Here is a 14,409-nt window from a genome sequence, read left to right as displayed (position 1 = left end):
AATGCTGACAATTCGTAACCCGTCACTCCCCGATCCCGATGAAGCCGCGGCGCTGGCGCTTGGTGCGCTGGGCTTCATCCTGTCCGATGACCGGCGCGCGCAGCGTTTCCTCGACCTGACGGGGCTTGATGCCGATGGGTTGCGGGCAGCATTGGGCGAGGAGGCGACGCACCGGGCTATCATCGAATTCCTCTGCGCGCACGAGCCTGATCTTGTTGGCGCCGCCGAATCGCTGGGCATTTCCCCCGAAACCCTGCGCAACGCAGGCCAACCGGATTTCCTCGCATGAGCCGCCCGCTTGTGGTCACCGATTGTGACGAGGTGCTGCTGCACATGGTGCGCCATTTCCGTAGCTGGCTGGATGCTGAGCACGAGGTGGATTTCACGCTGGAAGGACACAGCTTCCGCGATTCGATGCGGAGGCGGGGTTCACCCGATCCGCTGAGCGAGGAGGAGATGTGGGATTATCTCAACCTCTTTTTCGACACGCAGATGCCCAGCCAGACGCCGATCGCGGGCGCGGTGGCGGCCATTGCCGAATTGCAGCGCGAAGCGGATGTGGTGATCCTGACCAATTTGCAGGACAAGCGGCAGGAAGCGCGCACGCGGCAATTGCGCGATCTGGGCATTCACGCGCAGGTCTTCACCAATCAGGGCCCCAAGGGCGGGGCGCTGGCGCGGATTGTCGATCATTTCGCCCCCACGCGCGCGGTCTTTATCGACGATATCGCGGTGCACCACGAATCGGCCGCAGGGGTTGTGCCGCAGGTCAGGCGGCTGCATTTCTGCGGCGAGGCGGCGATTGCGCCGCACGTGCCCTGCGCTTTCGCAGCGGGCCATGCGGACGCGCGGATCGATCACTGGGATGCGGCCTTGCCCTGGCTGCTGGAAACCCTGCATGGCAAGGATGGGCATGGAGAAGATGGATGAACGTCGCCGACCGTCTGGCTGAACTGGGCCTTTCCCTTCCCGCCGCTGCTGCGCCGGTGGCGGCCTATGTGCCCGTGGTGGTTGCGGGCGGGCTGGCGCATATCTCAGGCCAGCTTCCCTTTGTGAACGGGCAATTGGTAACCGGGCGGCTGGGCGAGGATGTGACCCTTGAAGCCGGGCATGAAGCCGCGCAGGCGTGCGGGCTGATGCTGCTGGCGCAATTGCAGGCCGCCGGTCTGCTCGACCGTGTTGTCCGCGTGGTGAAGCTGGGCGCCTTCGTCAATTCCACCGCCGATTTCACCGATCAGCCCAAGGTCGCCAATGGTGCCTCCGAACTGATGGTGGCCGTGTTTGGCGATGCCGGACGCCATGCGCGCAGCGCGGTGGGCGTGCCGGTGCTGCCGCTGGGCGCGGCGGTGGAAGTGGACGCGATCTTTGCCCTTGGCGCTGATTGACAGCTGGCGCGCGCCGCCGCCTGATCCCGCCCGTGCGGGGTGGCTGGGTGCGCATAGCTATGCCCATCGCGGCCTCCATGGCGGGTTGGTGGAGGAAAACTCGCCCGCCGCCTTTGCCGCGGCAATCGGTGCGGGGCTGGGGATTGAATGCGATGTGCGCTGCACGCTGGATGGCCGTGCGGTGGTGTTCCACGATGCCACGCTTGACCGGCTGGCAGGACGAGAGGGCCGGATCGACGGCTTGAGCGTGGGCGAGGTGACCGCCACGCCCCTCGTCAAAGGCGGGGAAACCATCCCCACCCTGCGCGATCTACTCGACCTGGTGGCAGCCCGCGTGCCGCTGCTGATCGAGCTGAAGACCGAACGTGGGCGTTCCGTCCACCGCCTGTGCCGCGCGGTGCGGCGCGATCTGGAAGGCTATACCGGGCAGGCGGCCGTCATGAGTTTCGACCCGCGCGTGGGCCGCTGGTTTGCGCTTCGCGCGCCGCATATCCTGCGCGGGCTGGTGGTGAGTGAGCAGAACAGCCGCACCTTCTCAGGCCTTGTCCGCCGCCATCTGGCGCTGTGGCACGCGCGCGCGCAGTTCTTGGCCTATGATGTGCGCGATCTGCCCAGCGGCTTTGCAACGGCGCAGAAAAAGCGCGGCCTGCCACTGCTCAGCTGGACGGTATCCACTCCGGCCTTGGCCGCTTTGGCGCGGGAAAATGGTGCGGCACCCATAGCCGAAGGGGCAGGTCTCGCAAAGCTGCCGCCGGCTTCCTAGCTTGGGCCGCATGGGGCACGGCGACATATCCATCCGCGTGGCGCAAGGCGTAGGCGCGCTTGATCCGGCCCAATGGGATGCGCTGACCGGCGGCACCAACCCCTTCATGCGGCACGCCTTCCTCTCCGCGATGGAGGATTCGGGCAGCGTGGGCGAAGGCACCGGCTGGCAAAGCCTGCCGATCGTGCTGGAGGATGCGGGCGGCAATCTGCTGGGCGCGCTGCCGTCTTACGCCAAGTTTCACAGCCAGGGCGAATATGTGTTCGATCACGGATGGGCCGATGCGTGGCACCGGGCGGGGGGAAATTACTATCCCAAGCTCCAGATCGCCGCGCCATTCACCCCGGCCACCGGCCCGCGGCTGCTGCTGCGCAAGGATGCGACCGACCTTGCCCCCGTCCTGCTGCGTGCGGCCGAAAAACTGTGCGATGACAACGCGCTGTCATCGGCGCACGCCACCTTTGTCGATCCCGCGCAGCACGCGCTGTTTGCTGAGGCTGGCTGGCTGCGGCGGGAAGATATCCAGTTCCACTGGATCAACCGCGATTACCGGACTTTTGACGATTTCCTCACCAGCCTTTCCTCGCGCAAGCGCAAGGCGATCCGCAAGGAGCGCGAGGGCGCGCAGGCCGGGGTAACAATCCGGTGCCTGACAGGCGGCGATATTCGCCCCGAACACTGGGATGCCTTCTGGATCTTCTATCAGGATACCGGCGCGCGCAAATGGGGCACGCCCTATCTCACGCGCTCTGCCTTCGACCTGCTGGGGGAACGCATGGCGCAGGACATTCTGCTGGTGCTGGCCTTCGAAGGGGATCGGCCGATTGCCGGCGCGCTCAATTTCATCGGGGCCGACGCGCTCTATGGCCGCTATTGGGGCTGCACGGTGGACCGCCCCTTCCTGCATTTCGAGCTGTGTTATTATCAGGCGATCGACGTGGCGATCGCAAGGGGGCTGAAAAGGGTCGAGGCGGGCGCCCAGGGGACGCACAAGCTGGCGCGCGGTTATGAACCCGTGCCGACCACATCGATGCACTATATTGCCGATCCGGGTTTCCGCAAAGCCGTGGCCGATTTCCTGGAGCGCGAGCGGTGCGGCGTGGCTGCCGACCGGAATTACCTCAGCGAACGCACCCCATTCCGCAAGGATTAGGGCATCAGGCGGCGCGGCGGGTTCCCGCAGACAGCCATTCGCGCGCGCGGCGCTGGGCTTCGGCAATCTCGCGGGCGGTCATCTCGTCCGCCACATCGGCCCGGCACCAGGCGGCTTCCTCGTGGCCGCGGCTGGCGGCGAGGTTGAACCATTTATGCGCTTCGATCATGTCGGCAGCTACACCGTGGCTGCCGGTGGAATACATCACGCCCAGGTCGAAATAGGCGCTGGTATCGCCCGCTGCGGCCGCCGCCAGACATTGCGCCACCTGCAGATCCGGCTCTGCCGGCTGCGCGGGCGTGATCTTGGCAAATGTTTCGATCTTGGCAAGTTCCATGACCGTTAACCCCCATCTTCGGCCCGCAAACCCCCATAGGGCGGGCGTCTGAAGCTGATCTTCTGACAAACATGGTCAAGAAATGGTTAACGAACTCACCAAGTGCTTCGCGGGGCGGAGGAAGGGAGCAGCGGAACTTTCCCTATTTGCCGCTTGTGCCATGCGGGCCTGCCCACTATAGGCGCGCCTCAAATCCACAGCCTGGTTCAGGCCGCCAAAAGATCCAAATGGGCAGGCGCCGTTTGACGCAGGACAGGCCGGTATGGATCAGGATGCGGAGTGCACAATGGCGTCGGTTCCCCGGGGTGACATCGATATTCTGGCCAAGGCCAAGCGAGCCCTGCCCAGCGATTACGCCCCTTCCGAAGATGAAGAATATATGTCGGCGGCGCAGCTCAACTATTTTCGCGTGCTGCTGCTGGAATGGAAGAAAAGCATTCTGGAAGCGTCGGAAGGCACGTTGCAGAGCCTGCAGGACGGCCCCATCCGCGAGCCCGACCTGAACGACCGCGCCTCGTCCGAAACCGACTGGGGCATTGAACTGCGCACCCGCGACCGCCAGCGCAAGCTGATTACCAAGATCGACGCGGCGCTGCGCCGGATCGACGAGGGCGAATATGGCTGGTGCGAAGTCACCGGCGACCCCATCGGCATCAACCGCCTCATCGCACGCCCCATCGCCACCATGACGGTGGAAGCACAGCAGGCGCACGAACGACGCGAAAAGATTTCGCGCGACGACTGACCCGTTACGGGACAGACCTGTCTTTCGGGGGCACCCGTTAACAACCCGTTAGCCAGAATGGCTGCAGGAAATTCGCACGAGTGTTCCCGCGCGACCGGGGTCCATCCCAGCGCGCACCACAGGACCATTGGCGAAAATGAACAATGTCGACACCCGTCAGGTTAACCGCGACAGCCTGTTTCTGCTGGCCCAGCTGCGCATTGATGGCAGCGAGGAGCTGTACCGGGTCAAAGTGCGCAACCTTTCCGCCGGCGGCATGATGGCCGAAGGCCACGTATTGGTTGAACGCGGTCAGCTTGTCGCGGTGGAACTGCGCAATATCGGTTGGGTGAAGGGTTCGGTGGCCTGGAAGCAGGATGAGCGTTTCGGCATCGCCTTTGTCGCCGAGATTGATCCGGCCCGCGCCCGCGCACCCGTCACTTCGCCCCCGCCGGCGGGGGTGAGCGCCGTGCACAAGCCGATCCTGCCATCCCCCCCTGCACCCGACGCCTCGCGCCTGCGCAAGATCTGACAGGGTCGCAAACCCGCAGTTCGCGCTTGTTGTGCCGGCAGATTTGTCCCTGCCGTTGATGCGGGCCGTCCATGCGCCTAGTGTCGGGCGTATGTCCCAGGCCCGCTTTCGACTGCCAACCCTGCTCGCTGCCGCCCTGCTGCTGGCCGGTTGCGCAGGCGGCAATGGCGAATTCGATGTCGCCTTCATGGACGAGGATGAGGCCAGCCTGTTCACCGGCGGAATTCGCCTGTCCGAAGGGGCGCAACATATCGTCGGGGCCACAAGGTCTGGCCTGGTCGCCATGGATGCAACGGGCGAAGTCGTGCCCGCGCTGGCTGATCGCTGGAACGTCACCGACGGGGGCAGCATCTTCGTGTTCCGCCTGCGCGACGGGACCTGGCCCAATGGCGAGGATCTGACTGCTGAAAGCGTGCGCGATGCTCTGCGCCGGGCCATCCGCAATCTGCGCGGCACCTCGCTCGGCCTTGATCTGGCGCCAATTGACGATGTGCGCGCCATGGCGGGCCGCGTGGTGGAAATACGGCTGGCCAGCCCGGTGCCTGAATTGCTGCAATTGCTGGCGCAGCCCGAACTGGGCCTGACCAGTGGCGAAGGCGAGACCGGGCCGATGCTCCTGACTCGCGAGGAAGGGGGCGCGGTTTTGTCGATGCGTCCTCCGCCCGAACGCGGCCTGCCGGAAGAGGAAAACTGGCAGGACAGAGTGCGCGCAGTTCATCTGCACGCACTCCCCGCTGCCGAGGCGCTGGAACGGTTCGGATCGGGCGAATTCGAAGTGGTGCTGGGCGGCCAGCTCGCTTCGCTCCCCCTGGCCGATACCGGGCCGCTGTCGCGCGGGACGGTGCGGCTGGATCCGGCCATCGGTCTGTTCGGGCTGCAGGTGATGCGCGCGCGCGGGGTGCTGGCAACGCCGCTGGGGCGCGAGGCGCTGGCCATGGCGATCGACCGGCCGGCGCTGGCGGCCGCGTTCAACATCGCCGGATGGGTGCCCACTACGCGGCTGGTCGCACCCGATCTGCCCGATGATCCGGGCGTTGTGGGCGAACGCTGGCAGGGCATGGGGATGGACGAGAGGCGGGCCCGCGCAGCGCAGGCCTTTGCCGCCAGCGCCGAGAATACCGAGAACGCGCGCATTTCCGTAGCTCTCGGCGATACGCCCGGCCACCGGCTGCTGTTTGCCGAATTGCGCCGCCAGCTGGCCGAGGTGGGCGTTGTGCTGGTGCGGGTAGAGCCGGGGGCTGATGCCGATCTGGCGTTGGTGGACCGGGTGGCGCGCTATGCTTCGGCGCGCTGGTTCCTGAACCAGTTCAATTGCCAGCTCGATCGCGGGCTGTGCAGCCCGGAAGCCGACCGGGCGGCCGGCCGCGCGCTGGACGAGCGTGACGGCGCCCGGCGCGCTCTGCTGCTGGGCGAAGCGGAAGCCACGCTGACCGCCGCCAATATCTATATTCCTTTTGGCTCGCCGCTGCGCTGGGCTCTGGTGCGCGGCAATGTGCAGGGCTTTGCACCCAACCAGTGGGCGCACCACCCCTTGCCGCAGATGGCTGTCATACCCAAATAACACAGCGGTGACCGGCGGATGGCTTTGGAGATCGCGATCCGCACGGTTGTTGGAGGATTTTTGCGATGACCGAACGTGTGCGACCGCAGCCGATGATGGCCAGCATCGACGCGCAGGCCTTGCTGGGCCGTGATCCGGTGGCGATCCGTCGCCGTGTGGAAGCCATGGAAGCGGTGCTGGAGCGTGCCTTTGTGATTCCCGGCCTCAACCGCCGCGTGGGCCTCGACGCCATTGGCGGGCTGGTTCCGGTACTGGGCGATGTGATCACTGCGGCCATGGGCCTGTATATCGTGTGGGAGGGGCGCAATCTGGGCCTGCCCAAATGGCAATTGGCGCGCATGGCAAGCAATGTGCTGTTCGATACGGCGGTGGGCGCGGTGCCGGTGGCGGGCGATCTGTTCGATGTGCTGTTCCGGTCAAACACCCGCAACCTGAAAATCATCAAACGGCATCTGGACAAGCATCATCCTGCCACGCGGGTGGTGGAGGGGTAGCATCTACTCTTCCAGTTCGATGTCCCAATAGAGCCAGTCACGCCAGGTTTCGTGCAGGTAATTGGGCGGAAAGCTCTTGCCGTGCTGGTGCAATTGCCAGCTGGTGGGGCGGATCGGCGTAACCGCCAGATGCATCCCCGCTTCCTTCGGCGTGCGCCCGCCCTTCTTCATGTTGCACGGTGCGCAGGCGGTGGCGATGTTTTCCCAGCTGGTCCGCCCGCCCAGCCGGCGCGGGACGACATGGTCGAAGGTAAGATGCTGCCCGCTGCCGCAATACTGGCAGGCAAAACGGTCGCGCAGGAACAGGTTGAAGCGCGTGAAGGCGGGGAATTCCGACGGCTTCACATATTGCCTGAGCGCGATGACCGAAGGAATCTTCATGTCGAGCGAAGGCGAATGCACCTGCCGTTCGTAACTCGCCACGATGTCCACCCGTTCGAGGAAAACCGCCTTGATCGCGGTCTGCCACGGCCACAGGCTGAGCGGGTAATAGGACAGCGGGGTATAGTCAGCATTAAGCACCAGCGCCGGGCAGCTTTCCAGCCTGCGCGCCGGATCTTCCATGATGCTGCGGAAGTGCGCAGCACGGTCAATCAGTTCGGCCTTGAACACTCGCTTGTGTCCTCCCTGATGCCTGCAGGTGAGCATTTGCGCCAAAAAGCGTCAAGCCTGTTACACAAGCGCAATTCACAGGTTTATTGGCCACCGGATCATCGGCCACAGGATTATCGTCGACTCGCAGCAGGAGCAGCAGCATGGAGGTGACCCGTTTTGCCCCCAGCCCCAACGGCGCCTTGCATCTGGGCCATGCCTGGTCGGCCATCGTTGCGCATGATCTGGCGCGCAACAGCGGCGGGCGCTTCCTGCTGCGGATCGAGGATATTGACGGCGGCCGATCACGCCCCGAACTGGCGGACAGCTTCCGTGCCGATCTGGCCTGGCTGGGCCTGACGTTCGAGGAAGTGCCCGCGCAAAGCAGTCGGGTGGACGCATATGAGGTGGCCGCCGCCACGCTCGCTGCGATGGGTCTGCTCTATCCCTGCCGCTGTACCCGTGCCGAAATCGCGGCCGCTGCCCGTGCCATGGGGCCGGACGGGCCGGTCTATCCCGGCACCTGCAAAGCCGACCCACCGGGATGGGGCGAGGCAGCCGCGTGGCGGCTGGATGTGGCGGCGGCCCTGGCGCGCACCGGGCCGCTGACCTGGCACGATGCGCTGGCCGGAGAGCAGCCGGCGCGGCCCGATCTGGCGGGCGATGTGGTGCTGGTGCGCAAGGATGCCGACACGCCCGCCTCCTATCATCTCGCGGTCACGCTGGATGATGCGGCGGACGGGGTGACATTGGTGACGCGCGGGGCCGATCTGTTTGCTGCCACGCATATTCATCGGCTGCTTCAGGAACTGCTCGGCCTGCCCGTGCCGCGCTGGCACCATCATGCGCTGCTGGTGGACGAACAGGGCCGCAAACTGGCCAAGCGTCGCAACTCGCCCGCCCTGTCCGACCGGCGGCTGGCGGGAGAGGACGGACTGGCGCTGGCGGCTGCCTTGCGCATGGGCCAATTGCCGGGTGGTATTTGGCTTTCAAGCGCCTAAATAGGCTCTTATGAACTGGCTCCTTGCACTCCTCATCATCGGCCTCAGCGTGATGGTCGTCGTTTCCCTCATCCGCGGGATCGTGGCTTTCCTGCAGACGACCAAGCTCGATCTGGAGCAGCAGGAAGATACCACCCGCGTGGCCGAAATGCAGGTGCGGCAGAACAAGGCGATGTTTGCCCGCATCAAATACCAGGCGCTGGCGATTGTCGCGGTAGCGGTGCTGCTGGCTATCAACAGCTGACCTTTTGGCCTGCGCGCCCCGGCTGATGGTTTCGCTCACCCGCATTTACACCCGCACCGGCGATGACGGGACAACGGGCCTTGTCGATGGGTCGCGCCTGCCCAAATATGCGGCGCGGATCGAGGCGGTGGGCGCGGTGGATGAAGCCAACAGCGTCATCGGTTTCGCCGTGCTGGCCATTGAGGCTGGACACGCAGCCGATCTTGCGCGCATCCAGAATGATCTGTTCGACCTGGGTGCAGATCTTGCCACGCCGGGGACGGATTTCGCCCCGTCTCAGATGGTGCTGCGCATCGTGCCGACGCAGGTGGAGTGGCTGGAGCAGCGGATCGACGCGCTGGATGCCGACCTTGCCCCGCTCGCCAGCTTTATCCTTCCCGGCGGAAGCGAAGCGGCCGCGCGCCTGCACCTGGCGCGCACCGCCGCGCGCCGGGCCGAACGCGCGATGGTGGCGCTGGCTGCGGCAGAACCGGTGAACCCGGCGGCGCTCGCCTATATCAACCGGCTGTCGGATTATCTGTTCGTGGCAGCCCGCGCGGAGAATGCGGGCGGTGCGGGCGATGTGCTGTGGGTGCCCGGCGCCAGCCGCTAGCTTGGGTTCGCTCCCTCCCTAATCCTCGGCAGCAGCCTGCGCTTTCAGCCGGTAGAGCATATCGAGCGCCTCGCGCGGGGTGAGCGCATCGATATCCAGTTCCTGCAAACTGTCGCGCAAGCTGTCGCGGGCGGGTTCGGCGGCTTGCGCAGCGGCGGCAAACAGCGGCAATTCGCCAAGGCCCGCAGCAAGGCCCCCTGTTTCCGCCCGCCCTTTTTCCAGCCGGGCCAGCACCGCTTTTGCCCGCGTGACCACGGGCAGCGGAACCCCTGCGAGCCGCGCCACCGCAAGGCCATAGGAGCGGTCTGCCGGGCCCCGCGCCACTTCGTGCAGCAGCACCAGTTCGCCCTTCCATTCGCTGGCGCGCACATGGTGCAGCGACAAGGCCGGGCAGCTTTCCGCCAGCCGCGCCATTTCATGGTAATGCGTGGCGAACAGGCAGCGGCTGCGGTTCGTCTCATGGATCGCCTCGGCCACCGCCCAGGCGATCGCCAGCCCGTCATAGGTGGAGGTGCCGCGCCCCACTTCATCCAGGATAACAAAGCTACGTGTCCCCGCCTGCGCCAGAATGGCGGCAGTCTCCACCATCTCGACCATGAAGGTGGAGCGCCCGCGCGCCAGATTGTCTGCCGCGCCCACACGGCTGAACAGCCGGTCTACCAGTCCCACCGTGGCGCTGTCCGCCGGAACAAAGCTGCCCGCCTGCGCCAGCAGCACGATCAGCGCATTTTGCCGCAGGAAAGTGGATTTGCCCCCCATATTCGGCCCGCCCACCAGCCACAGCCGGTCATCGGGTGCAAGATTGCAATCATTCGCCACGAAGCGCGCGCCCGCTTTGGCGAGGGCGGCCTCCACCACCGGATGCCGCCCGCCCGTGATCGTCAGCACCGGCTCTTCCACGATCTGTGGCCGTGTCCAGCCGCCTTCCGCCGCTCGTTCGGCAAGGGCTGCGGCAACATCCAGCCGGGCAAGCGCGGCGGCAGTTGCCGCGATTTTCTCCCGCGCGGCAACGGCGTGTTCCACCAGCTCCTCGAAATGCGCCTCCTCCGCCGCCAGCGCGCGGCCGCCCGCCTCGGCAATGCGCGTCGCTTCCTCGTGCAGGCGCAGCGAGTTGAAGCGCACCACATTGGCCATGGTCTGGCGGTGGATGAAGCCCGCATCCGGCGCCATCAGCGCATCGGCGCGGGCAGCGGGCACTTCGATGAAATAGCCGAGCACGCCATTGTGCCGGATCTTGAGCGAGGCAATGCCCGTCTCGTCGCGGTATCGCGCTTCCATCGCGGCAATCGCGCGGCGCGCATTGCCCGACATTTCACGCAATTCATCCAGCGCGTGATCATATCCGCTGGCAATATAGCCGCCCTGCGCGCGTTCGGTCGGCGGGGAAGGCACCAGCGCCCGTGAAAGCAGATCGGTCAGCGCGCCATGGCCGGTCAGGTCAGGCAGCAGCGTGTCCAGCAAGGCGGGGCGATCCTTGCGCGCCGCCAGCAGGCTGTGCAGCCGCCGCGCCTCCTCCAGCCCGTCGCGCAATTGGCCAAGGTCGCGCGGAGAACCGCGCCCAGCGACAATCCGGCCCAATGCTCTGCCCAGATCGGGGATGGCCCGCAAATGTGCACGCATATCCGCGCGCAGCAGCGGATCGCGGTGAATTTCGGCCACCAGCGCGAGCCGCTCCTCGATCGGGCTGCGATCAGCCAGCGGGGCGGACAGATCATCGGCCAGCAGCCGCGCACCCGCCCCGGTGACGCAGCGATCCACCTCGGCGAGCAGTGAGCCCGCCCTCCCGCCGCTTTGGCTGGAGGTGATTTCCAGGCTGGCGCGCGTCGCCTCGTCCATCGCCAAATGGCCCGCATGGCTGCGCACGACCGGCGGCAGGAGCAGCGGCAAGCGGCCGCGCCCGGCATGGTCGAGATAGGCGATCAGGCCGCCCGCCGCTGCCAGCATGGCGCGGGTGAAACTGCCCATCCCGTCCAGCGAGGCGACACCGTGGATGCGCTTCAGCCGCGCCTCGCCCTCGGCGCTGGCAAAATCGGTGCGCGGACGCGGGATCGCATCGAGCGGCGCGCTGACGATCGCTTCGGCCATGCCTTCGGGGGCGACCACCTCGCTTGCGCCGATGCGGGCCAGCGCCGCGCCCAGCGCCTCTGGCGGACATTCCTCCAGCTCCATGCGCCCGGTGGAGATATCGCACGCCGCAATACCGATCACCCCGCGCACCTCGCACACTGCCGCCAGCATATTGGCGCGGCGGGGTTCGAGTAGCGCTTCCTCGGTCAACGTGCCGGCGGTGACGAAGCGGACAATGGCGCGCGCCACCAGCGCCTTGGACGATGGCGTCCCTTCGCGTTTGGCGCGCTGACGCGCCTCCTCCGGCGTTTCGACCTGTTCGGCAATCGCCACGCGGCATCCGGCGCGGATGAGCCGGGCGAGATAGGCTTCGGCCGAATGCACCGGCACCCCGCACATCGGGATCGGCTCCCCGCCATGTTCACCCCGGCTGGTGAGCGCGATGTCGAGCAGGGCGGCCGCCTTTTTCGCATCGTCGAAGAACAGCTCGAAAAAGTCGCCCATGCGGTAGAACAGCAGGCAATCTCCGGCCTCGGCCTTCAGGCTGAGATATTGCTGCATCATCGGGGTGGCGGGCGTAGACATGGCGGCTGCGAAGTAAGCGGGCGCGCAGCGATTCGGAAAGGGCGCGGGGCCAGCTTTCCCCTATCGCGCGCAGCGATTGCTCTTTATGGGGAAACGCGAAATCACGGAGGATCCCCTTGGCCGAGAAGACCAACGAATTCACCGCGCGCGAAGCGCTGTTCTATCACGAGACGATCCGCCCCGGTAAGATCGAGATCGTGGCATCCAAGCCGATGGCCACCCAGCGCGATCTGTCGCTGGCCTATTCCCCCGGCGTGGCCGTGCCGGTGCAGGCGATTGCGGACAATCCCGCCGACGCTTTCCGCTACACCGCCAAGGGCAATCTGGTGGCGGTGATTTCCAACGGTACCGCGATCCTTGGCATGGGCAATCTGGGCGCGCTGGCGTCCAAGCCGGTGATGGAAGGCAAGGCGGTGCTGTTCAAGCGCTTTGCCGATGTGGATTCGATCGACATCGAACTCGCCACCGAAGATCCCGATGCCTTCATCGAAGCTGTCGCGCTGATGGAGCCGAGCTTTGGCGGCATCAATCTGGAGGATATCAAGGCCCCCGAATGTTTCGTGATCGAGCAGGCTTTGCGTGAACGGATGAAAATCCCGATCATGCATGATGACCAGCACGGCACCGCGATCATCGCCACCGCCGGCCTCATCAATGCCTGCCAGTTGACCGGGCGCAGCCTGAAGGACGTGAAGATGGTGGTGAACGGCGCGGGTGCATCGGCGCTGGCCTGCACCGCGCTGATCAAGTCTGTTGGCGTGCCCCACGAAAACGTGATCGTGTGCGACCGTTCGGGCCCGATCTATCCGGGTCGCGACAATGTGGACCAGTGGAAAAGCGCGCACGCAGTGGATACTCCGCACCGCACGCTGGAAGAAGCGCTGGAAGGCGCGGATATCTTCCTCGGCCTGTCGGCCGCCGGCGCGCTGAAGCCCGAATGGGTGGCCAAGATGGCCGATCAGCCGATCATCTTTGCCATGGCCAATCCCGATCCGGAAATCACGCCTGCCGACGCCATGCGCGTGCGTCCCGATGCGATTGTCGCCACTGGACGGTCGGATTATCCCAACCAGGTCAATAATGTGCTGGGCTTTCCCTTCATCTTCCGCGGCGCGCTGGATGTGCGGGCAACCACGATCAACGAGGAAATGAAGATCGCCGCCGCACACGCGATTGCCGAACTGGCGCGCCTGCCCGTGCCCGAGGAAGTCGCCGCCGCCTATGGCCGCAAGCATCAGTTCGGGCGCGATTACATCATCCCCGCCCCGTTCGATCCGCGGCTGATGGAAACCGTATCCGCTGCCGTTGCCAAGGCCGCGATGGACAGCGGAGTGGCGCAGCTTCCGATTCAGGATTTTGACGCCTACCGCCATCAGCTGAAAAGCCGGATGAACCCCACCACTTCGGTGCTGACCTCGGTTTACGACGAGGCGAAGGCCAATCCCAAGCGGATGATCTTTGCCGAAGCGGAAGAGGATGTGGTGCTGCGCGCCGCGATCCAGTTCCGCGATTTCGGCTATGGCACGCCGGTGCTGGTCGGCCGCACGCAGGCGGTGAAGGACAAGCTGGCCGAACTGGGCGTGGACGATCCTGCCAGTTTCGAAATCCAGAACTCCGCCGAAAGCGAGCTGGTGCCGCAGATGGTCGAGCATCTGTATGCCAAGCTGCAACGCCGCGGCCATACCGAACGCGATGTGCGCCGCATGGTCAACCAGGAGCGCAATATCTTTGCCGCGCTGCTGCTCGAACTGGGGCATGGCGATGCGATGATTTCGGGCCTGACCCGGCCTTTTGCGCAGACCATGCGCGAAGTGGCGCGCGTGCTGGAGCCCAAGCCCGGCGGCGTGCCCTTTGGCGTGCACATGATGATCGGCAAGACGCAGACGACCTTCATGGCCGATACCACCATCAACGAACGGCCCAGCGCTGCCGATCTTGCGCATATCGCGCGCGAAACGGCGGCTGTCGCCCGCCGGCTGGGGCATGAGCCGCGGGTCGCCTTCCTGTCCTATTCCACCTTCGGCAATCCATCGGGCAAGTGGCTGGAAAGCATCCGCGAGGCGGTGGCGATCCTCGATGCCGAGGATCCGGGCTTTGAATATGAAGGCGAAATGGCGCCTGATGCCGCGCTGAACCCCAAGGTGATGGGAATGTATCCCTTCAGCCGCCTGTCCGGCCCTGCCAATGTGCTGGTGATGCCGGGCCTGCAATCGGCCAATCTGTCGGCCAAATTGCTGCGCGAACTGGGCGGCAATGCCACGATCGGGCCGATGCTGATCGGGATGGAAAAGCCGGTGCAGATCGCCCCGATGACCGCGATTGCCCCCGATGTGCTGACCCTCGCCGTGCTGGCGGCGGCTGGCGTGGTGGGATAAGCAGG

16 protein-coding genes are annotated in these 14,409 nt (G+C 65.5%); 13 read left to right on the top strand and 3 right to left on the bottom strand.

Annotated features, from left to right (window positions below; genetic code table 11):
• The first annotated feature begins 1 nt into the window (after position 1).
• Genes WFP44_RS11260 through WFP44_RS11240 form a run of 5 tightly spaced genes read left to right on the top strand, consistent with a single transcriptional unit; the run spans position 2 to position 3,301 of the window.
• Positions 2–289 (top strand): DUF3572 family protein, encoded by a 288-nt coding sequence (locus tag WFP44_RS11260; protein ID WP_336926657.1) that lies wholly within the window; start codon positions 2–4, stop codon positions 287–289.
• The gene (locus WFP44_RS11255; protein WP_336926656.1) at positions 286–930 is read left to right on the top strand and encodes an HAD family hydrolase; all 645 of its coding nucleotides are present in this window, start codon (positions 286–288) and stop codon (positions 928–930) included. Before WFP44_RS11260 ends, WFP44_RS11255 begins: the two co-directional genes overlap by 4 nt.
• Positions 927–1,385: a RidA family protein gene (locus WFP44_RS11250; protein ID WP_336926655.1), complete on the top strand. Its 459-nt coding sequence runs from the start codon at positions 927–929 to the stop codon at positions 1,383–1,385. Before WFP44_RS11255 ends, WFP44_RS11250 begins: the two co-directional genes overlap by 4 nt.
• On the top strand, positions 1,372–2,148 hold the full coding sequence (locus WFP44_RS11245; protein ID WP_336926654.1) for a glycerophosphodiester phosphodiesterase family protein: 777 nt from the start codon (positions 1,372–1,374) through the stop codon (positions 2,146–2,148). The genes WFP44_RS11250 and WFP44_RS11245 overlap by 14 nt, the downstream gene beginning before the upstream one ends.
• Positions 2,149–2,158: 10 nt before the next feature.
• A complete protein-coding gene (locus WFP44_RS11240; RefSeq protein ID WP_336926653.1) occupies positions 2,159–3,301 on the top strand; it encodes a GNAT family N-acetyltransferase in 1,143 nt (380 codons plus the stop codon).
• Between the two features lie 4 nt (positions 3,302–3,305).
• Here the strand turns inward: WFP44_RS11240 and WFP44_RS11235 are convergent, their stop codons facing one another.
• Positions 3,306–3,638, bottom strand: coding sequence for an SEL1-like repeat protein (locus WFP44_RS11235; protein WP_336926652.1), 333 nt, complete (start codon positions 3,636–3,638; stop codon positions 3,306–3,308).
• Positions 3,639–3,924: 286 nt separating this feature from the next.
• On the opposite strand from WFP44_RS11235, the gene dksA reads away from it, so the two are divergent.
• The 4 genes from dksA to WFP44_RS11215 all read left to right on the top strand — a co-directional run bounded on the left by dksA (position 3,925) and on the right by WFP44_RS11215 (position 6,949).
• Entirely contained in the window at positions 3,925–4,383 is a 459-nt protein-coding gene (gene dksA / locus WFP44_RS11230) for an RNA polymerase-binding protein DksA (RefSeq protein WP_336926651.1), read from the top strand.
• A gap of 136 nt (positions 4,384–4,519) precedes the next feature.
• Positions 4,520–4,894: a PilZ domain-containing protein gene (locus WFP44_RS11225; protein WP_336926650.1), complete on the top strand. Its 375-nt coding sequence runs from the start codon at positions 4,520–4,522 to the stop codon at positions 4,892–4,894.
• Between the two features lie 91 nt (positions 4,895–4,985).
• Positions 4,986–6,455: an ABC transporter substrate-binding protein gene (locus WFP44_RS11220; RefSeq protein WP_336926649.1), complete on the top strand. Its 1,470-nt coding sequence runs from the start codon at positions 4,986–4,988 to the stop codon at positions 6,453–6,455.
• A 65-nt stretch (positions 6,456–6,520) separates the two neighbouring features.
• Entirely contained in the window at positions 6,521–6,949 is a 429-nt protein-coding gene (locus WFP44_RS11215) for a DUF4112 domain-containing protein (RefSeq protein WP_336926648.1), read from the top strand.
• Positions 6,950–6,952: 3 nt separating this feature from the next.
• Here WFP44_RS11215 and WFP44_RS11210 read toward each other — a convergent pair whose 3' ends face one another.
• Complete coding sequence (locus WFP44_RS11210; RefSeq protein WP_336919227.1) at positions 6,953–7,513, bottom strand: HNH endonuclease; 561 nt, start codon at positions 7,511–7,513, stop codon at positions 6,953–6,955.
• Between the two features lie 191 nt (positions 7,514–7,704).
• On the opposite strand from WFP44_RS11210, the gene gluQRS reads away from it, so the two are divergent.
• The 3 genes from gluQRS to WFP44_RS11195 are packed head-to-tail and all read left to right on the top strand — an operon-like array spanning position 7,705 to position 9,377.
• Positions 7,705–8,541, top strand: a complete 837-nt coding sequence (gene gluQRS, locus WFP44_RS11205) for a tRNA glutamyl-Q(34) synthetase GluQRS (RefSeq protein ID WP_336926647.1) — start codon at positions 7,705–7,707, stop codon at positions 8,539–8,541.
• 10 nt (positions 8,542–8,551) lie between these two features.
• Entirely contained in the window at positions 8,552–8,785 is a 234-nt protein-coding gene (locus tag WFP44_RS11200; protein WP_336926646.1) for a hypothetical protein, read from the top strand.
• 25 nt (positions 8,786–8,810) lie between these two features.
• A complete protein-coding gene (locus WFP44_RS11195; protein ID WP_336926645.1) occupies positions 8,811–9,377 on the top strand; it encodes a cob(I)yrinic acid a,c-diamide adenosyltransferase in 567 nt (188 codons plus the stop codon).
• Positions 9,378–9,395: 18 nt separating this feature from the next.
• On the opposite strand, the gene mutS is transcribed toward WFP44_RS11195, so the two are convergent.
• On the bottom strand, positions 9,396–12,029 hold the full coding sequence (gene mutS / locus WFP44_RS11190) for a DNA mismatch repair protein MutS (RefSeq protein ID WP_336926644.1): 2,634 nt from the start codon (positions 12,027–12,029) through the stop codon (positions 9,396–9,398).
• A gap of 116 nt (positions 12,030–12,145) precedes the next feature.
• On the opposite strand from mutS, the gene WFP44_RS11185 reads away from it, so the two are divergent.
• Positions 12,146–14,404 carry an NADP-dependent malic enzyme gene (locus WFP44_RS11185; RefSeq protein WP_336926643.1) on the top strand — a complete coding sequence of 753 codons (2,259 nt, stop codon included), beginning with the start codon at positions 12,146–12,148 and terminating at the stop codon, positions 14,402–14,404.
• Positions 14,405–14,409: the final 5 nt, after the last annotated feature.

The sequence above is a fragment of the Alteraurantiacibacter palmitatis genome (genome assembly GCF_037154115.1).
In the GTDB taxonomy this organism is placed as follows: domain Bacteria; phylum Pseudomonadota; class Alphaproteobacteria; order Sphingomonadales; family Sphingomonadaceae; genus Alteraurantiacibacter; species Alteraurantiacibacter palmitatis.
This window is presented reverse-complemented; position numbering and strand designations above follow the sequence as displayed.